Origin of the sequence: Nocardia sp. NPDC058705, from assembly GCF_042749305.1 — a bacterium.
Classification (GTDB): Bacteria; Actinomycetota; Actinomycetes; order Mycobacteriales; family Mycobacteriaceae; genus Nocardia.
The window spans coordinates 38,610-59,585 of the sequence record NZ_JBHYRN010000023.1 but is presented as its reverse complement, the minus strand read 5'-3'; the positions used below and the strand labels follow the sequence as shown (position 1 = coordinate 59,585).

Annotated in this window: 22 protein-coding genes; 3 read left to right on the top strand and 19 right to left on the bottom strand. The window is 67.5% G+C overall.

Annotated features, from left to right (window positions below; translation table 11 throughout):
• From npt to ACFW6D_RS23710, 3 genes are all read right to left on the bottom strand, one after another.
• Nucleotides 1–672 carry a 4'-phosphopantetheinyl transferase Npt gene (gene npt / locus ACFW6D_RS23720; RefSeq protein ID WP_379331490.1) on the bottom strand — a complete coding sequence of 224 codons (672 nt, stop codon included), beginning with the start codon at nucleotides 670–672 and terminating at the stop codon, nucleotides 1–3.
• Between the two features lie 152 nt (nucleotides 673–824).
• Nucleotides 825–1,781, bottom strand: a complete 957-nt coding sequence (locus ACFW6D_RS23715; protein ID WP_379331488.1) for a metallophosphoesterase family protein — start codon at nucleotides 1,779–1,781, stop codon at nucleotides 825–827.
• Nucleotides 1,782–1,823: 42 nt separating this feature from the next.
• Nucleotides 1,824–2,123: an ArsR/SmtB family transcription factor gene (locus ACFW6D_RS23710; protein ID WP_379331486.1), complete on the bottom strand. Its 300-nt coding sequence runs from the start codon at nucleotides 2,121–2,123 to the stop codon at nucleotides 1,824–1,826.
• Between the two features lie 87 nt (nucleotides 2,124–2,210).
• Here ACFW6D_RS23710 and ACFW6D_RS23705 point away from each other — a divergent pair, with 87 nt between their 5' ends.
• A complete protein-coding gene (locus ACFW6D_RS23705) occupies nucleotides 2,211–2,519 on the top strand; it encodes a putative quinol monooxygenase (RefSeq protein ID WP_379331484.1) in 309 nt (102 codons plus the stop codon).
• A 9-nt stretch (nucleotides 2,520–2,528) separates the two neighbouring features.
• Here the strand turns inward: ACFW6D_RS23705 and ACFW6D_RS23700 are convergent, their stop codons facing one another.
• The 7 genes from ACFW6D_RS23700 to ACFW6D_RS23670 form a co-directional block, all read right to left on the bottom strand.
• On the bottom strand, nucleotides 2,529–3,494 hold the full coding sequence (locus ACFW6D_RS23700) for a DUF4862 family protein (protein ID WP_379331483.1): 966 nt from the start codon (nucleotides 3,492–3,494) through the stop codon (nucleotides 2,529–2,531).
• The gene (locus ACFW6D_RS23695) at nucleotides 3,491–4,195 is read right to left on the bottom strand and encodes a fumarylacetoacetate hydrolase family protein (RefSeq protein ID WP_379331481.1); all 705 of its coding nucleotides are present in this window, start codon (nucleotides 4,193–4,195) and stop codon (nucleotides 3,491–3,493) included. Before ACFW6D_RS23695 ends, ACFW6D_RS23700 begins: the two co-directional genes overlap by 4 nt.
• A 2-nt stretch (nucleotides 4,196–4,197) precedes the next feature.
• Entirely contained in the window at nucleotides 4,198–4,947 is a 750-nt protein-coding gene (locus ACFW6D_RS23690) for an amino acid ABC transporter ATP-binding protein (RefSeq protein WP_379331480.1), read from the bottom strand.
• Nucleotides 4,944–5,642, bottom strand: a complete 699-nt coding sequence (locus ACFW6D_RS23685) for an amino acid ABC transporter permease (protein ID WP_379331478.1) — start codon at nucleotides 5,640–5,642, stop codon at nucleotides 4,944–4,946. Before ACFW6D_RS23685 ends, ACFW6D_RS23690 begins: the two co-directional genes overlap by 4 nt.
• A gap of 5 nt (nucleotides 5,643–5,647) precedes the next feature.
• Nucleotides 5,648–6,442: a transporter substrate-binding domain-containing protein gene (locus ACFW6D_RS23680; RefSeq protein WP_379331476.1), complete on the bottom strand. Its 795-nt coding sequence runs from the start codon at nucleotides 6,440–6,442 to the stop codon at nucleotides 5,648–5,650.
• A gap of 124 nt (nucleotides 6,443–6,566) precedes the next feature.
• Nucleotides 6,567–7,961, bottom strand: coding sequence for an amidase (locus tag ACFW6D_RS23675; RefSeq protein WP_379331474.1), 1,395 nt, complete (start codon nucleotides 7,959–7,961; stop codon nucleotides 6,567–6,569).
• Complete coding sequence (locus ACFW6D_RS23670; RefSeq protein WP_379331472.1) at nucleotides 7,958–8,608, bottom strand: GntR family transcriptional regulator; 651 nt, start codon at nucleotides 8,606–8,608, stop codon at nucleotides 7,958–7,960. The genes ACFW6D_RS23675 and ACFW6D_RS23670 overlap by 4 nt, the downstream gene beginning before the upstream one ends.
• Nucleotides 8,609–8,699: 91 nt before the next feature.
• Between ACFW6D_RS23670 and ACFW6D_RS23665 the strand changes: the two genes are divergently transcribed.
• Nucleotides 8,700–9,683 (top strand): bile acid:sodium symporter family protein, encoded by a 984-nt coding sequence (locus tag ACFW6D_RS23665; RefSeq protein ID WP_379331470.1) that lies wholly within the window; start codon nucleotides 8,700–8,702, stop codon nucleotides 9,681–9,683.
• Nucleotides 9,684–9,695: 12 nt separating this feature from the next.
• Here ACFW6D_RS23665 and ACFW6D_RS23660 read toward each other — a convergent pair whose 3' ends face one another.
• Both ACFW6D_RS23660 and ACFW6D_RS23655 read right to left on the bottom strand, forming a co-directional pair.
• Nucleotides 9,696–11,051, bottom strand: coding sequence for an MATE family efflux transporter (locus ACFW6D_RS23660; protein WP_379331468.1), 1,356 nt, complete (start codon nucleotides 11,049–11,051; stop codon nucleotides 9,696–9,698).
• 75 nt (nucleotides 11,052–11,126) lie between these two features.
• On the bottom strand, nucleotides 11,127–12,236 hold the full coding sequence (locus ACFW6D_RS23655) for a lipase family protein (protein ID WP_379331466.1): 1,110 nt from the start codon (nucleotides 12,234–12,236) through the stop codon (nucleotides 11,127–11,129).
• Nucleotides 12,237–12,409: 173 nt separating this feature from the next.
• Here ACFW6D_RS23655 and ACFW6D_RS23650 point away from each other — a divergent pair, with 173 nt between their 5' ends.
• Nucleotides 12,410–13,567, top strand: a complete 1,158-nt coding sequence (locus ACFW6D_RS23650) for an MFS transporter (protein WP_379331464.1) — start codon at nucleotides 12,410–12,412, stop codon at nucleotides 13,565–13,567.
• An 83-nt stretch (nucleotides 13,568–13,650) separates the two neighbouring features.
• On the opposite strand, the gene ACFW6D_RS23645 is transcribed toward ACFW6D_RS23650, so the two are convergent.
• The 7 genes from ACFW6D_RS23645 to rimP all read right to left on the bottom strand — a co-directional run bounded on the left by ACFW6D_RS23645 (nucleotide 13,651) and on the right by rimP (nucleotide 20,864).
• The gene (locus tag ACFW6D_RS23645) at nucleotides 13,651–14,649 is read right to left on the bottom strand and encodes a bifunctional oligoribonuclease/PAP phosphatase NrnA (protein WP_379331463.1); all 999 of its coding nucleotides are present in this window, start codon (nucleotides 14,647–14,649) and stop codon (nucleotides 13,651–13,653) included.
• 104 nt (nucleotides 14,650–14,753) lie between these two features.
• Nucleotides 14,754–15,200, bottom strand: a complete 447-nt coding sequence (gene rbfA, locus ACFW6D_RS23640; RefSeq protein ID WP_379331461.1) for a 30S ribosome-binding factor RbfA — start codon at nucleotides 15,198–15,200, stop codon at nucleotides 14,754–14,756.
• An 89-nt stretch (nucleotides 15,201–15,289) separates the two neighbouring features.
• On the bottom strand, nucleotides 15,290–15,583 hold the full coding sequence (locus ACFW6D_RS23635) for a DUF503 domain-containing protein (RefSeq protein WP_378628258.1): 294 nt from the start codon (nucleotides 15,581–15,583) through the stop codon (nucleotides 15,290–15,292).
• 91 nt (nucleotides 15,584–15,674) lie between these two features.
• Complete coding sequence (infB, locus tag ACFW6D_RS23630) at nucleotides 15,675–18,716, bottom strand: translation initiation factor IF-2 (RefSeq protein ID WP_379331459.1); 3,042 nt, start codon at nucleotides 18,714–18,716, stop codon at nucleotides 15,675–15,677.
• Nucleotides 18,717–18,824: 108 nt separating this feature from the next.
• Nucleotides 18,825–19,136 carry a YlxR family protein gene (locus ACFW6D_RS23625; RefSeq protein ID WP_379331457.1) on the bottom strand — a complete coding sequence of 104 codons (312 nt, stop codon included), beginning with the start codon at nucleotides 19,134–19,136 and terminating at the stop codon, nucleotides 18,825–18,827.
• A gap of 85 nt (nucleotides 19,137–19,221) precedes the next feature.
• The gene (gene nusA, locus ACFW6D_RS23620; protein WP_379231808.1) at nucleotides 19,222–20,235 is read right to left on the bottom strand and encodes a transcription termination factor NusA; all 1,014 of its coding nucleotides are present in this window, start codon (nucleotides 20,233–20,235) and stop codon (nucleotides 19,222–19,224) included.
• Entirely contained in the window at nucleotides 20,232–20,864 is a 633-nt protein-coding gene (gene rimP / locus ACFW6D_RS23615; protein WP_379331455.1) for a ribosome maturation factor RimP, read from the bottom strand. Before rimP ends, nusA begins: the two co-directional genes overlap by 4 nt.
• Nucleotides 20,865–20,976 lie beyond the last annotated feature (112 nt).

The following is a 20,976-nucleotide window of genomic DNA, read 5'->3' as shown; positions in this document are numbered from 1 at the left end:
TCAGCCGTGCGCGATCGCGGTCAGGATCAGCCCGTCGGCGATCAACCAGCTGCCGTCGAACTCCGTCAGCGGTGCGCCGCCGTCGTTCGTCGTGCCCGGCACGAGCAGTTTCGTGTGGAAGGTTCCGGAACCGGAATCCGAAGTGCGGGAATCGATTTCGAACGTGATGTGCGCGTCCTCGAAACCGAGCCAGCGCAAGGTCAGCGGGAACCAGGCCTTGTAGGTGGCCTCCTTGGCACAGAACAGCAGTCGATCCAGGTGCAGACCCTCACCGGGCGTGGCGGACAACCACTCGCGTTCGGCGGGCAGGCTCACCGAATCGAGCACGCCGTCGGGCAGCGGGCCGTGCGGTTCGGCATCGATACCGACCGAACGGTACCGCAGCGCATGCGCCATCGCGGCCGCTCGGTAGCCGTCGCAGTGGGTGAGACTGCCGACGATGCCGCGCGGGAACAGCGGCATACCGCGCTCACCCTTGCCGATCGCGACAGGCTGCTCACCGAGTTCTTCGAGAGCGAGGCGGGCACAGTGCCGGGCGCCGATGAAATCGCGACGGCGCTTCTCGACGGACTTGGCGATGAGGTGTTCTTCGGCGGGATGCGCCTTCAGATCCTCGGGAAAAACCAACAGCTCCGCCGAAGCCACACTCCGCGGCAAAATCCTCTCCAGCACGTGCTCGTCCGCCTCTCCGCGTATTCAGGCCAGACTCAGGTGCTGGTTGGGGCAGCGTTGGCGTCTGGCGGGACCGGGGTGGGCGGGTTTGCTCGTGCCCGGTGAGTTACCGATGTTCTTACGAAATCAGTTGGGGGGGATTTCTTGCAAATCTAGATGCCTCGTCTGCGTTCGGCCTTCTCGCGCATTTCGGCTGCGGCGGCTTCCATCTCCGGGGTGACCTTGAAGTGGCCGCCCCAGGCGTTGAGGTCGCCTTCGGCGTAGGTCGGTTCGGGGAGGATCTGGCGCAGGAGGGGGTCCGGCACGCCTCGGCGTTTCCATTCGCGGGGGTAGCCGAGGGAGACCTCTTCGAAGCGGACGCCGTCGTAGTAGGTGGTGCGGGGGATGTGGAGGTGGCCGTAGACCGAGCAGACCACGTTGTAGCTGGTGTGCCAGTCTGCGGTCAGGTCGGTGCCGCACCACAGGGAGAACTCGGGGTAGAACAGGATTTCCGTGGGCTGGCGGACCAGCGGGAAATGGTTGATCATCACCAGCGGGGCTTCCGGGGGCAGGGCGTCGAGACGGCGCTGGGTGTACTGGACGCGGGCGTGGCACCAGGCGTCGCGGGTGAGGTACGGGTCGGGGGTGAGCAGGAACTCGTCGGTCGCGACGACATTGCGTTCGCGGGCCAGCGCCAAACCCTCCGCCTTGGTTTTCGTGCCCGCCGGACGCCACGAGTAGTCGTAGAGCAGAAACATCGGGGCCAGGGTGACCCGGCCGCCGTACTTCTCCGCACCCGAACCGGTCCACACCGGGAACGGGTCCTCCGGAGTCACGACGTCGATGTCACGACACATCGCCACGAGATAGTCGTAGCGCGCGGCCCCGTGCATCTGCACCGGATCCTTCGGCGTGGTCCACAGCTCGTGATTACCCGGCACCCAGATCACCTTGGCGAAGCGGCTGCGCAACAACTCCAGCGCCCACCGCACCTCCTCGGCCTTCTCCCCCACATCACCGGCAACGATCAGCCAGTCCTCCGGCGAATCCGCCTGGATCTGCTCGACGACAGGCTTGTTCCCCTGATGCCCCACATGCACATCACTGACCGCCCACAACTTCGGAATCACCTGTCCACAGTGGCACACCCGCGCCCCGCGTCACCGGTGGGTTCACCCCTGCGCGTCCACGCCTTCGGCGACCAGCAGATCCAACAGCCCCGGAAACCGCGCGTCGAGCTCGGCTCGCCGTAGGACGACAGTGCTGCGATTGCCGTAATTCACCTGCCGGACCAGCCCCGCCTCGCGCAACACCCGGAAGTGGTGGGTGCGGGTCGCCTTCGTCACCGGCAGCTCGAACGACGAGCAACTGCGATCCCCGTCGGCCGGATCCAGTGCGAGCAGCGTGATCACACGGCGCCGCAGCGGATCGGCCAGCGCGCCGAGAACCACGCCCAGCTCGAGTTCCTCCACCCATCACCTCCAATAGGTACGACTTGCGCCATACCTAGCCACGGCCTAGCGCTCCTAGGTACGTAGAACATCGTACCTAGGAGCATGATGCCGAGCACCTACGCACTGGTGGGGTTCGCCCACCCGAAACCCGAACGCCGCGACGACCTGCGCGAACTGTTGCTCTCGTTCGTCGAACCGACCCGCGCCGAGGAGGGCTGCCTCGAATACCACTTCCACGTCGACAGCGACGACCCGTCGGTCTTCGTCTTCTACGAGGTGTGGCGCAGCAAAGCCGACCTCGACCGCCACCTCGCACTCCCCCACATGCAGGCCTTCTGGAACTCCCGCCTCGACTACCTGACCCGCGACCTCGACATCCGCTGGATCGACATGCTCAGCCCCTATCCGCGCTGATCCGCACCGTCATCGACCCGCGGCGCGGCGCTCGGCGGCCTGTACGACGCTGAGCGTGCGCGCGACCGTATCGATGCGCGTGGCGAGGTCGGCACCTGTCGGCGCCGACACTTTGATGCCGCGCATGATCCGCGCAGCCCCGAGCGCCGCCAGGGTCGCCGCGATACGGGCCGAGGTGAGTTCGGAGACCGGGCAGAGCGGGTCGGGCGGGACGTGACAGTCGTCCCACGCGGGTCCGTGCGAGGTATCGACCGGTGCGCACCCCGAGAGCGTGAAGCCGGCGAGCAAACCCGCGGCTCGGACCGTGGCGATGTGGTCGGCCGCGGTGGTGTGGGTACGTCCCTCGACGACCGAACGGCCCCAGTTCAGCTGGATTCCGAGATCGATACCCGTGCGCTCGCGAGCCGCTCCGACTGCCGACACCTCGTCTTCCAGCGGAAGGAACCCCTTCACCACCCGCCGATCGGCCACCGGCGCGTCACAGTGCTCGATGACCACGCGCGCACCGTCCCAATCGAATTCGGTAACCGCTGCCAAGGACTCGGCGAACCGCGCACCGTCGGACCGCTTCTCCCGAGATCGCGGCGCGGAGTACAGGGTTACCGCCCGGACCACGCGCGCACCGGCGGCATCGTTGCACCGGCGCACGGCCGCGGCGGTCCGTGCGGTTCGCGCGATCGCGGCAGCTCGTCCTGCCGCGTCGACGGAGGCGAGTCCGAACATCGGATCATGGGCGAGCTGGTGCATCGTGTCGGGGATGGTGGTGATCGTGTACGCGTGGCGCGCGGTCACGCGGCGCAGGAACCACGCCTCGTCGTGGGGATGCAGCGAACCGGAGAAGGGGATCTCGAACCCGGCGACGCCGTCCAGCTCGGCGATGGCGTCGTAGTAGCGCGCGTGCTCGCCGCGATCCCAGACCGGTGGCGCGGCCACGTAGGCGCTGATCAGCCAGCCATCGGGCACGCGATCATTCACCCCGCCACCACCGGATTGCGCAGGGTGCCGAGCCCGGGTGCGCTCACCTCGACGGTCTGTCCCGGCCGGATCCGCAAACGATCGTCGGGTGCCGCCGGTGTACCGGTGAGGATGACGTCGCCCGGGTACAGCGTCATGAACTCCGAGCAGAACATGATCAGCTCGGCGGGCGAGAACCACATCTGCGCGACGCGGGCTCGCTGCACGATCTCATCGTCGATCCGGGTCGTCAGTTCCAGCGCGCTCAGGTTCGGAATCTCTTCGAGCGCAACGAGTTCCGGGCCGAGTGGGCAGAACGTGTCCAGGCTCTTGCCCCGGGTCGACTGGCCGTCGGCTGCCTGGAGGTCACGCGCGGAGACATCGTTGGCCAGGCAGACTCCGGCGAGTGCATGCAGCGCGACCCGCTCGGAGTCCACCGCGCGCACGGTCGTGCCGATCACCAGCGCCAGCTCGCCTTCGCACACGACGTCGTCCGACAGCGCATCGGAAACGACGATGGGCGCGCCGTTTCCGATGACACTGTTCGCGAACTTCCCGAATATCAACGGGATTCGATCATTCGACCTCGGCTCGCGCTCCTCGGTGTCGCGATAGTTGTGGCCGATGCCGATCAGCGAACCCGGCAGCACCACACCCGTCGGCAACAGACAGCTGGGACGCGAATCACCCAGCACCGGTGCGAAATTCAGGGTGGCTCGCACGGTCAGTGGCTGAGCCGCGCCGCATAGGACTGCAGCCGTGGATGATCGAACACCTCATCGGGCGGCCCCTCGGCGACGATGCCACCGTTCTCCATGAAGATCACCCGATCGGCGACCTCCCTGGCGAACTTCATCTCGTGGGTCACGATCATCATCGTCATCCCGGATCGGGCCAGCGCGGTCATCAATTCCAGTACCTCGCCGACCAATTCGGGATCCAGCGCCGACGTCGGCTCGTCGAACAGGATCGCCTTGGGCTCCATCATCAGCGCCCGGCAGATCGCGACCCGCTGCTGCTGCCCGCCCGACAGATCCGACGGATAGGCGTGCGCCTTCTCCGCCAACCCGACCGACTTCAGTTTCGCCAGCGCCGCCGCCACCGCCTCGTCCCGCTTGCGGCCGTTCACGATCACCGCGCCCTCGAGCAGGTTGCCGAGCACGGTGCGGTGCGGCCACAGGTTGAACTGCTGGAACACCATGGCGATCTCGCGCCGCAACCAGGTCAACCGGAACTGATCGAACAGCCCCAGTTTGCCGCGCTTGTTCGGCGTGTAAGCGACTGTGCGACCACCGATTTCGATGGTGCCGCTGTCGGGCACCTCCAGCATGTTGATGCAGCGCAGCAGCGTGCTCTTGCCCGAACCGCTCGGACCGATCACGGCGACCACCTCGCCGCGCGACACTTTCAGGCTCAGCCCGGACAGCACGGTGGTGCTGCCGTAACTCTTGGTCAGGTCGGAGATCTCGATCATGCGGGGGTTCCCAACGTCATGCGCTCGGAGGCGGCGGCGCCCATCTTCCGTCCGGTGCGCCGTTCGACGACGACCTGCAGACCCATCAGCAGGCTCGTCATGGCCATGTACAGCACCGCGACCACGCCGAGGGTCTCGGTGACGTTGTAGGTGGCGTTGTATGCCTTCTGCCCCTGCAACATCAGGTCGGGCACGGTGATCACCGAGACCTGCGCCGACTCCTTGAGCATGATGACGCAGTTGTTGATGTAGGGCGGTGTCATCAGGCGCAGGGCTTCCGGTGCGGTGACCCGGCGGAACTTCTGGAACGGATTCATGCCGATCGACTCGGCCGCCTCCAGATGCCCGCGGTCCACCGCACCGAGCCCCGCCCGGATGATCTCGGAGAAGAACGACGCCGAGTTCAGGCTCATCGCGATGAGGCCCGCGGTGAAGGCGTCGAACACCAGCCCGAACGGCTGGGTGTAGTAGAAGAAGAACAGCGAAAGCATCAGCGGCAGACCACGGAAGAACCAGACGTAGGTCGCCGCGAAGGTGCGCAGCACCGGGAATCTGGACAGTCGTGCCAGGGCGAGCAGGTAGCCGAGCAGGGTGGCGCACACGATCGCCGAGGCCACGATGGTGAGCGTGGTCCACGCGCCTTCGAGCAGATACGGCAGGTACTCGCGGGCGACCGATCCGGGTTCGTAGTCCATCGCGCTTACGCCTTGGGCAGGTCGACGGTGTAGCCGAACCACTTCTCCTGCAGGCGTTTCAGCGTGCCGTCGGACCACATGGCCGCGATCGCCGCGTCGAACTTCGCCTTCAGGCCTGCCTTGTCCTCCTTGGGCAGACCCACACCCGCGGGCATCATCGCGTGCACATTGCCCACGATCTTCAGCTCCGAACCCTTGGGCGAGTTCTTGATGAAGTCCTGAGCCGCGATCCGGCCTGCCGCGAACACTTCGACTCGACCCGCGGCCACATCGGCGAATCCCTCAGGGGCGCCGGGGTATTCCTTCAGTTCGGCGTATCCGCCGACCTTCTGGATCACCGTCTGCGTCGCCGAGCCGCCGATCACGCCGACGACGAGGCCGCCGAGCTGGGTGATGTCGGTGACGGCGGTGTTGCTCGCCTTGACCACCGCCACGGTGCCGTCGGCCAGGTAGGGCTCGGAGAAGGTGATCGACTGCTTGCGCTGGTCGGTCATGGTCAGGCCCGACATGACCGCGTCGAACTTGCCCGCGTTGAGGCCGGGCAGCAGGCCGGAGAGCTGCCCGGAGACGAACTCCACGTCATAGCCCGCACGCTTGGTGATCTCGGTGCCCACCTCGATGTCGTAGCCGGTGAGCTTGCCACCCTCGGAGAAGGTGATCGGGCGGAACGTACCGCTGGTCGCGATCGTGAGTTTCTGCTTGCCCGAAGCGGGCTCATCGGCGCCGCCGCACGCCGTGGCGACCAGGGACAACACTGCCATGGTGGTGGCGGCGGCCACCTTGTTCTTCCATCGGAACATCAGCTACTCCACATGATCGGGCGACTTCGAGCAGCTCTGAAATTAGGGAGCGCATGTGACGGAAGACGTCATCGCTGATGTCCGAATTGTTAAATTGTATTCTGTAGACAGTTAGCGGTATACCTCACTCGCCGGTGAGGTTTTCGAGGACAGCGGCGAAGGCGAGGGCCTGGCGATCATGCCCCGGCGCGGCGATGACCTGCACTGATAGCGGTAATCCGTTAGCGGACAGGCCGACCGGTAGCGAGACGACCGGGGCTCCGACGAGGGAGACCGCGCGGCACTGGCCCATCAATTCCCAGCCTTCGAGGGTGTTGCCGTCGATGTCGAGGCGTCCGTCCGGGTCACAAGCGGGGCCGCCCGCGACCGGAAGCAGGACGATGTCATGGTCGGCGAAAATGGTGCGGGCAGCCGTCTGCGCTGATCTCGCGGCACATGCGGCCGCATCCACGTCGGCGGGCGATGCCCGCAGCGAATCGTCGATCGTGCGTCTGTTCGCGGCACTGATCAGATCGGCGACACCGGTGATCGCGGCGACATGATCGACCATCGGCTCGACCGCACGCAGATGGTTGTACGCGGACAGACAGTCCGCGAAAACATCGGGTACGGAACTCACCTGGTGACCGGCCGCCGACAGCGCCTCCGCGAGTTCGCCCATGAGGGTGATGAATTCGCGGCGCACCGGACCCAGCGCCGTCCCATCACTCCACGCGACCCGAAGCCGATCGCCCACAGGAGGTTCCGTGGACGGTGCGTCGGTCATCACCTCGAAGAGCATCGTCAGATCTCGTACGGAACGCGCGAGTGGGCCGATCGTCTGCAACCAGCCCTGGATGCCGGTCGGAGCGGCATTCAGGTCATGCCCCATATCGCCGCCCGCACCAGGTAGTTGCCCGTGCGCTGCGAGTAGGCCGGCGGTCGGGCGCAGCGCGGTGATGCCGACGCATTGGGCGGGCCAACGCAGCGAGCCGCCGAAATCCGTGCCGATGCCGAACGCCGAGATGCCCGCGGCGAGGGCAGCGGCCTCACCACCACTCGAGCCGCCGGGCGAAACCCCGGGGAACCTCGGGTTGGCGGTCGCGCCGAGCAGCGGGCTGGTGCAGGTGGTCCCGAAGGCGAACTCGGGACAGTTGGTTTTGCCGATCAGCACCGCATCGGCATCCAGAAATCGTTGCACGACAGGCGAAGTCACCGCCGCGATCGAATCCGCGAATGCCTTCGACGCCGCTGTCGCCGGCAGACCCGCCACTGCGATGACGTCCTTCACACTGAACGGCACCCCTGCCAGCACACCCAGCGACTCCCCCGCGGCCCGCCGCGCGTCGATCGCGGCGGCCACCACCTCGGCACCCTCCCAATCTTCGGTGACGAACGCGTTGATCGAACGCCCGGACTCGGCGGCTCGGCGTGCGCACTCCAGCACCTGCGTCGCGGTGACGCGTCCGGTGCGGAGCGCGTCGACAGTGGCGGTCGCATCCTCGAAATCGGTGTTGAGGCGGGCGAGCAGCGAGCTCACTCGGTACCCGGCCGGTTCAGGTAGTCGCGTTCGCCGTGCTCCTCGAAATCCTTGACGATCCGCTCCCGGTCACCCGAGCGCAGGCTGTCCAGGAGCCGTTCGTGGCGTTCACAACCGTGCGCGAGGTCGCCCGCCGATTTCGCCTCGGTGGCGAGGTTCGCCGCCATCGACACCTGCATCTGACCCATCAGCGTGCGATAGGCATCGAGCAGTCGCGAGTGGCCGGTGGCCGCGACGACACCGAGGTGGAAGTCGATATTGCACTGCACGACGGCCGGGTGATCGTTGTCGGCGGCGGCCGCGCGCATTCTCGTCATCACCTCGTCGAGGGGGTCGAACACCGTCGAGTCGTAGTCGGCGACAAGCACATCGAGCGCGAACATCTCCAGTGCGCGACGCAGACTGTAGATCTCCTCCACATCGCGCTCGGTCATCTCGACCACTCGATACCCACGACGCGGCGTCTGCTTGAGCAGTCCTTCGCTCTCCAAGATCCGCAAGGCCTCCCGCAGCGGCGGACGACTGATCTCGAGCTGCTCGGCGAGCGGCGGCTCGTGCACCCGCGCTCCGGGTGCGAGCGCACCGGTGACGATCAGACGCCGGACATCCGCGGCCGCCATCGCGACCAGACTCTCCTGAACCACCATGCGTTCAGACTACTGTCTACAGAAGTCATCCCCGCGAAGTTTTACGGGTGGTTAACGCGACTAACGGACAAAGTGTCTACAGTAGTCATTCATGAGGCGATTTCTGACCCGGTGGCTCGACCCCTTCGTAGCGCTGTTGCTGCTGACCCTCGGCGTCGCCGCGGTGCTGCCCCCGGTCGGCTGGTTCGCCGAGTTCCTCGACGACGTGCGGGGTGTGATCATCGCCGTTGTCTTCCTGTCGGCCGGCCTGCGTATCTCCCCCTCCGCTACCTGGAAAGGGGTGAAGGCGTGGCGATTACAGGGTCTGACGTTGGCGGTGACATTCGTCTTCCTGCCGGTGGTGGCGGGGTTGTTCGCCCTGCTCGCGGCGCAGGTGGTCAACCGGGAACTGGTCACCGGACTGCTGTTCCTGGGCGCGCTGCCGTCGGTGGTGCAGACCTCGGTGACCTTCGTGTCGATGGCGCGCGGCAACACCGCCGCGGCGATCTGCGCGGCCTCGCTGTCGAACCTGATCGGCGTGCTGGCGACGCCGCTGCTGGTGCTGGTGACGATCGGTTCCTACGCCGGCATCGGGATCGGTCAGGTCGCCGAGGTACTGGTGCAGATCCTGCTGCCGTTCGCGCTCGGTCAGGCGCTGCACAGCAGGCTCGGGAACTGGGCCGGCCGACATGCTGTGGCGGTGCGGTGGATCGACCGCGGTGCGGTGCTGATGATCGTCTATTCCGCCTTCGGTGCCGCGATAGCGGGTGGGGTCTGGCAGCGACTGCCCGCAACCGAGTTGCTGGTGGTCGCGGGTGTGTGCGCCACGTTGCTCGCGATCGCGCTCACCACCACATATTTAGGTTCGGGCGCCCTCGGCTTCGCCATCGCCGACCGCAGTGTGATCACGTTCTGCGGGTCCGAGAAGAGCCTTACCACCGGGCTCCCGATGTCGGCCATCCTGTTCACCGGCCCGCTCGCAGGCGTCGTCATCATCCCGGTGATCATCTACCACCAGATGCAGCTCATCGCGTGCTCGCTGATCGCCCGCAAGCTCGGTGATCGAGCACCAGCATCCCTGTCACCCGCAGCCTGACCCCCCGCCCGGCTACGCTGCCCCGCTCGGAACCTCTGAGCCCGCTATCGCCCACCGGCCCGACCTCGCCCGGGCGACCACCGCGACCAATCGCAGCAGCATGAAGGCGACCAGGCCGGTCCAGATTCCCGCGACGCCCCAGTCGAAGATCAGCGACAGCCAGATCAGGGGGAGGAAGCCGATGAGGGCGGCGGCGAGGGTGGTGGTGCGCAGGTAGGCGGCGTCGCCTGCGCCGAGCAGGACGCCGTCGAGGGCGAAGACGGCGCCGGCCACGGGGATCATGGCGACGAAGAACCACCAGATGACGTGGATGCGGTCGAGGACCTGGGCGTCGTCGGTGAACAGGAGTGGAATCGCGCCGACGCCGGCGGCGAAGGCGGCGGCCAGGAGCAGGGAGAAGGCGGCGGACCAGGCGGTGACGCGGCGCGCGATCTTCTTGGCGCCGTCGGAATTGTTCGCGCCGAGGGCCGCGCCGACCAGAGTCTGCGCGGCGATCGCGAGTGAATCCAGGGTCAGGGCAAGGAAATTCCAGAGCTGCAGAACCACCTGGTGGGCGGCGACGGACGCAGCGCCGAAGCGGGCGGCCACCGCGGCGGCGGAGACGAAACAGATCTGGAAGGACAGACTGCGGACGATGAGGTCGCGACCGAGAACGAGTTGGGCGCGCATCACCGCGAGTCGGGGTCGCAACGGAACTCGTTCGCGCAGCAGCGCATACGCGAACAGGACACCGGAGACCGACTGGCCGACGAGGTTCGCCACCGCGGAACCGGCCAGTTCCATGCGCGGCGCGCCGAGTAATCCGTACACGAGCACCGGGCACAACACGGCCGAAAGCGCTAGTCCCACAACCACATAAGTCAACGGCCTGCGCACATCCTGCACACCGCGCATCCACCCGTTGCCCGCCATCGACAGCAGAATCAACGGCACCCCGAAGATCGCGATCCGCACCCAGACCACCGCTTCCCCGGCGATCTCCCCACCGCCGGACAGCACCGAACACAGCGGCATCGCGAACACCTGGACCACCGCGACGATCACCGCACCGACCGCCAGCCCCACCCAGCTGGCCTGCACACCTTCCTCGACGGCACCGTCGCGGTCGCCCGCACCGTGCCTGCGTGCCGCGCGCGCCGTCGTCCCATAGGACAGGAACGTGAGCTGCGTACTCAACGTCCCGAGAATCACCGCGCCCACCGCCAGCCCGGCCAGTGCCAACGCACCCAGCCGGCCGACCACCGCGATATCGAACAGCAGATACAAGGGCTCGGCTACCAACACCCCCAGCGTGGGCACGGCGATCCCGAGAATGCGTCGAGGGCCGACCGACCCCGCAGCGTCGTCGATCACTTTCGCAGACCCCACACCACCCACCGTCCTACCGGAGCGAACACTGCCGACCCCGCCGATGGTGGCACACCCCACCGACAAAAACCGTGGTCAGGAACTGCCGAACGACTTGTCGAGGAACTCGAGCACCGCGTTCCGCGAGACCTCTTCGATCTCCTTGTGCCCCACGGTGTGCAGGTCGAACTCGTAAACGGTTCCCGCCGAGCGCAATTGGGCGAGGTAGGCGAACGTCATCGGAATCGGCACCACCAGGTCCGCGGCCCCGTGCGTGATCAGCAACGGTTGCTCGAAGCTCGTCGGCGCGGCCATATAGGCCCGCAGCGCATCGCCGATCTCGGAAACCGGCGCGGCGAGCATCGTGGCGAAAGTGATTCCGGCGGCGAGTCGGTCGAAATCCTCGACACAACTGGACGAGATGGCGTCGACGAGCGCGCGGCCGGTGGGCGTGAGAATCCTGTTCACATCGACATCGGGACGAGTGAGCCGCAGCCCTGCCAGAATCCCCGCGAAGGGGCCGATCAGCTTGTCCTCCATCGGGAAATGCGGGGTCGCCGGGCCCATCTGCGCGAACAGTGTTTCGAAGTTGGATTCCGGTGCGAGCGCGGCGGTTCCGCGAAAATCCAGCTCCGGTGCGTACTGCTGCGCGATGCTGCCGGTGGCCAGCGCGGCATGTCCGCCCTGCGATGCCCCGGCCACGGCCCAGGTCGGCGCCAACGCGGGTTCGGCGGCACGGGCCGCGCGGACCAGATCAAGGGTCGAAGTCGCCTCAGTGCGCGTATGCAGGTACGGGTGCGGGAACGCCGAACCCGGCGTCAGACCCAGGTAATCGGGTGCGACAACGGCCCATCCTCGATCGAGCGCCGCCTGCATGAACGCCTGCTCCTGGACACCACGAGACGTCGTGATGCCGCAGTGCCCGGCCAACCCCATGGTCGGGTGATCCCAGGCAACCACGGGGTAGCCACCGGCAGGAGCGGGCGAATCGGGCAACAACAGCAATCCCGAAGCCGAAACCGCTTCGCCGACAGGCCCTTCCGTGCGGTACTCGATGATCGACGCACGCTTCCAGGTCCCCCAACCGGGTTCCAGCGCCACCCGCCCGAGCAACTCCTCCGACGAATTCGGCGCGGCCTGCGCGACCGACCCACCGAGCGCGACCAGCAACGCCGCCAACGCCACCCCGAGCACTCTCGACACCACATCGCCTCCATCAGTCAGCTTCGACCCTAACCAACCGCAGCCCCTCGCACACGCTGCCGAGATCGTCAGCCCGAAATGTGGACGGCGGCCACCCGAACCGCAATACTGGTCGCCTGCCCAGCTCGGGCTCCTCGCCGCGGACTCCGTTCGCCCGGACAACTCAGGATCGACCAATGGTGTTTGTGCAGCGATGGCGGGTGATCACGGCGTTCGCCCTGGTCGGAGCGGCAACGCAGCTGGTGTGGCTCACCTACGCGCCGGTGACGACCGTGGCGGCCGAGCACTTCGGGGTCTCCGAGTCCGCGATCGGGTGGCTGGCCAACATGTTCCCGCTGCTCTACGTCGTTCTCGCCGTTCCCGCGGGCATCATGCTGGATCGCTGGTTCCGGCCCAGCTTGATCGCGGGTGCGGTGCTCACCGCGATCGGCGCCGCGCTGCGCCTGCTCGACGGTGGGTTCGCGATCGTGCTCATCGGTCAGACCGTCGTCGCGATCGCGCAACCGCTGGTGCTCAACGCGATCACCGGCATCGCCGGGCACTATCTCGACGAGAAGGACCGCCCGACCGGTATCGCGATCGGCACCGCGAGCACCTTCGCGGGCATGGCGGCCGCGTTCGTCCTCGGCGCCGCGTTCCCCGCGCAGAGCCAGCTGACCACGCTCACCGCCATCGGCACGATCTTCGCCGCCGTGGCCGCCGTCGCGCTGACCGTCGAGCTCATGCGCGCTGGTCGCGGCCCCGCGGCGAGCACCTCGACCTCGCTCGCCGCCCTGCGCGCAACCATCGGCGACCCGTACGTGCGGCGGCTCTGCGCCACCGTGTTCTTCCCCTTCGGCACCTTCGTCGCCCTGGCGACCTTCGGCCAGGCACTGCTGGAACCCGCCGGTGTCAGCGCCGACGCAGCGAGCATCGTGCTGCTGGTGAACGTGCTGGCCGGCGTGGTCGGTTGCGCGGTGATCCCGGTCGCGGTGCTGCGCCGCGGCATCGAACTGCCCGCCGTCATGGTCGGCCTCACCGCCAGCGCCGCCGCCTGTCTGCTCGTCGCCGTCGCCCCCGGGCTGGCGACAGGATTCCTGGCCTTCGCCCTCATCGGCGCGACCCTGCTCCCCGCCCTCCCGATCGTGTTGTCCATGGCCGAACGCCACACCGGCTCCGCCGAAGGCACCGCGGCGGGCCTGATCTGGATGACCGGCAACCTCGGCGGCCTGGTCGTGGCGGGCCTCACCGGCCTGTTGGTGGACACCACGGGCTGGGCTTTCGTTCTCTGCGCCGCCACCACGATCCTGGGTGTGCCCCTCGCGCTTCGGTTGCGGACCAACGGACCGCGCTGAGCGCCCACTAATCGCGAAAACGGTCGAATTCTCGACCGTTCAGCGAAGTTTTGTCCGCTCAGCGCGGTTTCCCACCCCGCGAATCAGCCCAACGCGGTAATCAGCGCGCGCACAACACCTTCTGGGTCGCCATAAGTGGTGTAGCCGGCGGCGAAGCGATGGCCGCCGCCGTCGAACCCGCTGGCCACCGCGGCGACGTCGACGCCGTCGGTCAGGCCGGGTGCGGAGTCGCGGGAACGCAGGGAGACGGTCCAGCGGTCGTTCTGGCCGCGGGCTTCCTTGAAGACGGCGGCGATACCCGCCTCCGAAGTCGTGCGGATGACGTCGATGACGCTTTCGACCTCTTCGGGGCCCACGTCGTGGGTGTCGGCGGCGCGGACCAGCGCGTAGACGAGGCCGACGCCCGCGGCCTGCGGCACGACCACCGCCGACGACAGCACCTTCGACAGCATCGGCAGCCAGGCGTACGGGTGGGTGTCGAGCAGGACCCGGGTGATCTCGGTGCCGTCGATGCCGGTCGCCAGGAGGCGCTCGGCCATGGCGTGGCTGCCGGGGCGGGCCCAGCGGAACGAGCCGGTGTCGGTGACCAGGCCCGCGAACAGGCAATGGGCGATGGCGGCGTCGATCGGCACGCCCCAGGCGTCGAGCAGGCGGGTGACGAGCTCGGTGGTCGAGGCCGCGGATTCGTCGATCAGGTCGACGGTGCCGAAGCCGTCGTTGGCGCGGTGGTGATCGATCACCAATGTCGTTGTCGCGCCGGGTAATCGGTCGGCGAGCGCACCGAGCCGACTGCGTGCCCCGCAGTCGACGACGATCAACAGGTCGACCTCGTCGGGCACCAGCGCGGGTGGCACGACAAGCTCCACGCCGGGCAGCGTGCGCAACGAGGCTGGCAGCTCAGCGGGCTCGGAGAAGGATACGCACACCGGCACCTCGCGGCGGTGCAGTGCCAAGGCCAGCGCCAGTCCGCTGCCGACGGTGTCGGCGTCGGGCTGCACGTGGCACAGGATCGTCACCGAACGCGCCGCCGCCACTGCGGCGACGGCCGCGCCCAGTTCGGTCCCGTCGCGGACGCTCGTCATCGGGCGTCCACCGGTCCTCGGCCTGACAAGACGGTGCCCACCGGGCGCGATTGCGCACCCCGCGTGGTCACTCGAGCTACCGGGCGATGACCGGACATGCTTGCCTACTCGTCTTCGTCGTCGCGATCGACCTTGTACGGGTCGGCCTCGCCCGCGTGCTTGGCGTTGGCGGCGACCTTGGCCACCTCGTCGTCGATGGCCCGAGCCCTGGCCAGCAGCTCTTCCATCTCGCGGGCCACCTCGGGCACCTTGTCGAGGGTGAACGACAGGATCGGGGTGAACTTCACGCCGGTTCCCGCACCCACCTTGGACCGCAACACACCCTTGGCCGCGTCCAGCCCTGCGGCGGCTTCGGTGTAGTCGGGTTCGGCGTCGATGGTTTCGCCCATCACCGTGTAATACACGTTCGCCTCGCGCAGATCGCCGCTCACCTTGCAATCGGTGACGGTGACGAACCGCAGTCGCGGATCTTTGATCTCGTATTCGATCGCGGTAGCCACGATCGCGGAAATCCGCTTGGCGAGTCGGCGTGCCCTGGCTTGATCCACCATGGGAGTGCTCCTCTCTTCGGCGGCACGGGTGAGGCCCTACGTGGTTACGCAGGCTTCCGCCTCCGGGCCTTGACACCCGTGCCGCGCCCTCAGTCTTCGGGTCCGAAGATCCGGCGGCGTACTGCCAGCAACTCTATCTCCGGACGCGCGGCAACGTGCCGCTCACACTTGTCGAGCACCTCGTTCAGGTGTCCCGTCTCCGCACTGACCATGGCCACGCCGAGCAATGCCCGGCGGTGTAGGTCCTGATCTCCGGCTTCCGCGGCATTCACACCGAAGCGTTTTCCCAGCTCAGCGAGGATCGGCCGGATCACCGACCGCTTCTCCTTGAGCGAATGCACGTCACCGAGCAGTAGATCGAATTCGAGCGCACCAATGAACAGCGGTGCTCACCTCCTGTGAATTGTTCGGATGTGTACGCCCGCACGCCGCACCCGAGAATCGGATGCGGCGTGCGGAGCGGTGTTGCGTTTATCAGTCGCGCGGCTTTTCACGAAGCTCGTAAGCCTCGATGATGTCGCCTTCCTTGATGTCGCTGTAGGTGACGGTCAGACCGCACTCGAAACCTTCGCGCACCTCGGTGGCATCGTCCTTCTCCCGCTTGAGCGAGGAGATGGTCATCGTCTCGGCGATCACTCGACCGTCGCGGATCAGTCGCGCCTTGGCGTTGCGCTTGACCGAACCCGACTGCACCATGCAACCGGCGATGTTGCCGATCTTGGACGAGCGGAAGATCGCGCGGATCTCCGCGCGGCCCAGCTCGACCTCTTCGTAGATCGGCTTGAGCATGCCCTTGAGGGCCTTCTCGATCTCGTCGATCGCCTGGTAGATGACCGAGTAGTACCGGATGTCGACGCCTTCGCGGTTGGCCAGCTCAGTGGCCTTGCCCTCCGCGCGGACATTGAAGCCGATGATGATCGCGTTGGAGGCCGACGCCAGGTTGACGTTGGTCTCGGTGACGCCACCGACACCGCGGTCGATGACGCGCAGACGCACCTCGTCGTCGATCTCGATACCGAGCAGCGCCTCTTCGAGGGCCTCGACGGTACCGGAGTTGTCGCCCTTGAGGATCAGGTTGAGCTCCGAAGTCTCCTTCAGCGCGGCATCCAGATCTTCCAGGCTGATCCGCTTGCGGCTGCGAGCGGCCAGTGCGTTGCGCTTGCGCGCATTGCGGCGATCGGCGATCTGACGGGCGATGCGGTCTTCCTCGACCACGATCAGGTTGTCACCGGCGCCGGGGACGGAGGTGAAACCGATGACCTGGACCGGACGCGACGGGGTCGCCGCGTGGACGTCCGCGCCGTGCTCGTCGACCATGCGACGGACGCGACCGTAGGCGTCGCCCGCCACGATCGAGTCACCGACACGCAGGGTGCCGCGCTGGATGAGCACGGTGGCAACCGGGCCACGGCCGCGGTCGAGGTGCGCCTCGATGGCGACACCCTGGGCGTCCATGTCCGGGTTGGCCCGCAGGTCGAGCGAGGCATCCGCGGTCAGCAGCACTGCTTCGAGCAGCTGATCGATGTTGGTGCCCTGCTTGGCCGAGATGTTGACGAACATGGTGTCGCCGCCATATTCCTCGGTGACCAGGCCGTACTCGGTGAGCTGCTGCTTGATCTTGTCCGGGTTCGCACCCTCTTTGTCGATCTTGTTGATCGCGACAACGATCGGCACATCCGCTGCCTGAGCGTGGTTGATCGCTTCCACCGTCTGCGGCATGACGCCGTCGTCGGCCGCGACCACGAGGATCGCGATATCGGTGGCCTTCGCACCACGCGCGCGCATGGCGGTGAACGCCTCGTGACCCGGGGTGTCGATGAAGGTGATCAGACGCTCTTCCTCGTTGAGGTTGGTGAGCACCTGGTAGGCACCGATGTGCTGGGTGATGCCACCGGCCTCGCCCTCAGCGACGTTGGCCTTACGGATCGTGTCCAGCAGTCGGGTCTTACCGTGGTCGACGTGACCCATGACGGTCACGACCGGCGGACGGTGCTCGAGGTCGTCTTCGCCGCCGGCGTCTTCGCCGTAGGTGAGGTCGAACGACTGCAGCAGTTCGCGATCTTCGTCCTCGGGGCTGACCACGTGGACGACGTAGTTCATCTCGCCGCCGAGCAGCTCGAGGGTCTCGTCGTTCACCGACTGAGTGGCGGTGACCATCTCGCCGAGGTTGAACAGGGCCTGCACGAGAGCTGCGGGGTTCGCATCGATCTTCTCGGCGAAGTCCGACAGCGAGGCGCCACGGGCGAGGCGGATGACCTCACCGTTGCCGCGGGGCAGACGCACGCCACCGACGGCGGGAGCCTGCATGTTCTCGTACTCGGCGCGCTTCGCCCGCTTCGACTTACGGCCACGACGGACAGCACCGCCGGGACGACCGAACGCACCGGCTGCGCCACCACGGCCACCAGGGCCACCTGGACGACCGCCGCCGCCACCTGGACGACCACGGAAACCACCGGCCGCGGGAGCACCTGCACCCGGAGCGCCGGGGGCACCGCCACCGCCACCGCGGTAACCGCCACCGCCACCACCACCGGGACGGCCTGCGCCGCCACCGCCGGGAGCGCCACCTGGACGACCGCCGCCACCGGGACGACCCGCGCCGCCACCGGGGGCGGGACGTGCCGAACGGGCGGGCATGGCACCGGGGTTCGGACGCGGAGGCATCGAACCCGGGTTGGGACGGGGACCACCGGGGCGCGGGGCACCGCCCTGCGCGGCGGCCGGGCGCTGGCCCTGACCACCCTGACCGGGGCGGGGACCGCCCTGACCGGGAGCCGGACGCGGACCACCCTGACCGGGAGCCGGACGGGGACCGCCCTGACCCGGAGTCGGGCGAGTGCCGCCCTGACCCTGACCCTGACCGGCCGGACGCGGCGCGGGACGCTCACGATCGGGGGCCGAGCTGAACGGGTTGTTGCCGACGCGCGGAGCCTTGGGGCCCGGCTTCGGGCCGGGACCGGCCGGACGCGGGCCCGGAGCTGCGGCACCGGGAGTTGTCTGGGCCGGACGGGTCTGACCGGCGGCTGGAGCCTGGGTCGGACGCGGCGCGGGAGCCGGACGGGGGCCGGGCGCCGGAGCGCCTGCGGGCTTGGTGGCCGGAGCCGACTGCTGTGCGGCGGCCGGAGCGGGGCTCGCGGGTGCCGGGGTAGCGGGCTTGGCTTCGACCGGAGCGGCCTCGACCTTGGGCGCGACCGGTGCGGCAGGAGCTGCCGGGGCGGGCGCGGCCGGAGCCGGACGCGGACCGGGGCGGGGGCCACCGGGGGTGGGCTTGGCGCCAGCCGGGCGGGCTGAGGCTGCTGCCGACGACGGGCCGGGACGGGCCGCCGACTTGGCATCGGCCGCCGGAGCGGACTTCGACGCCAGTGATTCGCGCAGACGACGGGCGACGGGTGCTTCCACCGTCGACGACGCCGACTTCACGAACTCGCCTTGCTCCTTGAGCTTCGCGAGTAGTTCCTTGCTTGTGACACCGAGTTCCTTAGCCAACTCGTGCACGCGGGCCTTGCCTGCCACTGCTCTCCTCACTGAGAGGCCGAGCAGTGACGCCGCCTAGGTAAGGCGGGCCCGCACGACCTCGGGTTATCTCCGACGGACGTTCATCGTTGGTGCTTCACGGTGTGCTCATGAGTGCTCGTGCCTGTTCTCGAGGTACTTATCCAGGGCTGAGATATCCAGATTTCCGGACACTCGTAGGGCTCTGCCGAATGCTCGGCGCCGCTCTGCGGAACGCAAACAAACTGAAACGGGGTGCAGCCAGGCACCCCGTCCGGGAAGTCTGCGCCGCGGATCGGGAACAATCGCGACATCGGTACTCCGATGCTGCGCCACGATCCGCAACAGGTCGGCAGACGACTCGCGCTGACGGCATCCGATACAGGTGCGAACGGATTGCGCGGGCCGGTCCTGTACCCACTCTACCGGTGACCCGGTCATAACGACGAACCCCTCCCCTCCGGAAGTTACGAAGATGTCATCCGCGGGCAGGGATTCGACGTTCTCGAATCAGCTACGGTGCGCGCTACGGCCGGGCGGACTCGTCCGGTATCGGAGCCGCGTCGCTGCGGATATCGATCCGCCAGCCCGTCAGACGGGCTGCCAGGCGGGCATTCTGGCCCTCCTTGCCGATGGCGAGGGAGAGCTGGAAGTCGGGCACGACCACGCGGGCCGCCCTGGCATCGGGATCGACGACAGTGACCGATACCACTTTCGACGGCGAGAGTGCGTTGCCGACGAAGGTGGCCGGATCCTCGTCGTAGTCGATGATATCGATCTTCTCGCCGGCCAGTTCGCTCATCACGTTGCGCACGCGCTGACCCATCGGGCCGATGCACGCACCCTTGGCGTTCACGCCCTGCACGGTGGACTGCACGGCGATCTTGGAGCGATGCCCCGACTCGCGCGCCACCGCGACGATCTCGACGGAACCGTCGGCGATCTCGGGCACCTCGAGCGAGAACAGCCGCCGCACCAGGTTCGGGTGGGTGCGCGAGAGCTGGATCTGCGGGCCACGCGGGCCACGCGAGACGCCGTAGACGTAGCACTTGATCCGGTCACCGTGCTCGTAGGTCTCGCCGGGCACCTGCTCGGCGGGCGGGATCAGACCCTCGGCGCCGTTGGCCTCGCTGCCGATGCGCACCACCACGATGCCGCGGGCATTCGCCCTGGCGTCGCGCTGGACCACACCGCCGACGATCTCACCCTCGTGGGTGGCGAAGTCGCCGAAGGACTTCTCGTTCTCGGCATCACGCAGCCGCTGCAGCACCACCTGGCGGGCGGTGGTGGCGGCGATGCGGCCGAAACCCTCTGGGGTGTCGTCCCATTCGGAGACGAGGTTGCCGTCGGCGTCGAGTTCGCGCGCCATCACCCGCACCACACCGGTCTTCTGGTTGATGTCGATGCGCGCGTTGGCCTCGTGGCCGTCGGTGTGCCGGTAGGCGGTGAGCAGTGCCGACTCGATCGCCGAGATCACGGTCTCGATCGAGATGCCTTTGTCGGCGACGATCGCCCGCAAGGCTTCGATTTCAATATTCATTCCGCAAGCCCTTCGGTGGGAGTGTCACTGTGCTGTCCTGGTGCGGCGAGGTCGGCCGGCTCTTCGCCCGGTACCGGGCGGCCCGGCGCGATGCCGCCCGCGAGTTCGAGTTCGGCGGCACCCGGTGCGTTGAACTCGACCTGGACGACAGCCTCGGCGATATCGGTGAGCGGAACGTGCACGCGATGCGGCTTGATCTTGCCGCCGAGCACGAGCGCGATGGTGGTGGCGTCATCGGCGAACTGGCCGACGCGGGCGTCGAAACGGGCTTTGCCTTCGATCCGCTCGGCACCGTCGGCCAGTTTCACGCGGACCTTGCGGCCCTGCGCGCGGCGCCAATGCCGTTCGGTGCGCAGCGGGCGATCCACGCCGGGCGTGGTCACTTCGAGCAGATAGGCGGATTCGCCGAAATCGCCTGCGGCATCGAGAAGTTCGGACATATCGCGACTCAGTGCGGCGATGGCGTCCAGGTCGGCGGGGCCGTCGCTGTCGACGGTCACCTTCACCCGAACCGGAGCCAACTCACCATTGCCTGCAGCCACGATCGCAACGCCCTCGAGGTCGAATCCCCGGCGTGCGACGAGCTCAGCGACTAGCTGGCTCACCCTTTCCTCGGTGGGCATCGGCATATGGGCGGCTCCTGGTTCAGTTGTGACGCGATCGGAAATATCTACGCCGAAGGTCTAGCGTAACGCGCTCAGAGAGTGTAAAGGACCAGGCGCCGAGCACCACGCACCGGTC

Coding starts and splice junctions, on each gene's coding strand:
- ACFW6D_RS23645 (WP_379331463.1), bottom strand. CDS start 14,649: ATGACGAGCGTCCGCGACGGGACCGAACTGGGCGCGGCCGTCGCCGCA.
- ACFW6D_RS23665 (WP_379331470.1), top strand. CDS start 8,700: ATGAGGCGATTTCTGACCCGGTGGCTCGACCCCTTCGTAGCGCTGTTG.
- ACFW6D_RS23685 (WP_379331478.1), bottom strand. CDS start 5,642: ATGGACTACGAACCCGGATCGGTCGCCCGCGAGTACCTGCCGTATCTG.
- rbfA (WP_379331461.1), bottom strand. CDS start 15,200: ATGGTGGATCAAGCCAGGGCACGCCGACTCGCCAAGCGGATTTCCGCG.
- ACFW6D_RS23625 (WP_379331457.1), bottom strand. CDS start 19,136: ATGACCGGGTCACCGGTAGAGTGGGTACAGGACCGGCCCGCGCAATCC.
- ACFW6D_RS23705 (WP_379331484.1), top strand. CDS start 2,211: ATGCCGAGCACCTACGCACTGGTGGGGTTCGCCCACCCGAAACCCGAA.
- ACFW6D_RS23680 (WP_379331476.1), bottom strand. CDS start 6,442: ATGTTCCGATGGAAGAACAAGGTGGCCGCCGCCACCACCATGGCAGTG.
- ACFW6D_RS23650 (WP_379331464.1), top strand. CDS start 12,410: ATGGTGTTTGTGCAGCGATGGCGGGTGATCACGGCGTTCGCCCTGGTC.
- ACFW6D_RS23670 (WP_379331472.1), bottom strand. CDS start 8,608: ATGGTGGTTCAGGAGAGTCTGGTCGCGATGGCGGCCGCGGATGTCCGG.
- ACFW6D_RS23690 (WP_379331480.1), bottom strand. CDS start 4,947: ATGATCGAGATCTCCGACCTGACCAAGAGTTACGGCAGCACCACCGTG.
- rimP (WP_379331455.1), bottom strand. CDS start 20,864: ATGCCGATGCCCACCGAGGAAAGGGTGAGCCAGCTAGTCGCTGAGCTC.
- nusA (WP_379231808.1), bottom strand. CDS start 20,235: ATGAATATTGAAATCGAAGCCTTGCGGGCGATCGTCGCCGACAAAGGC.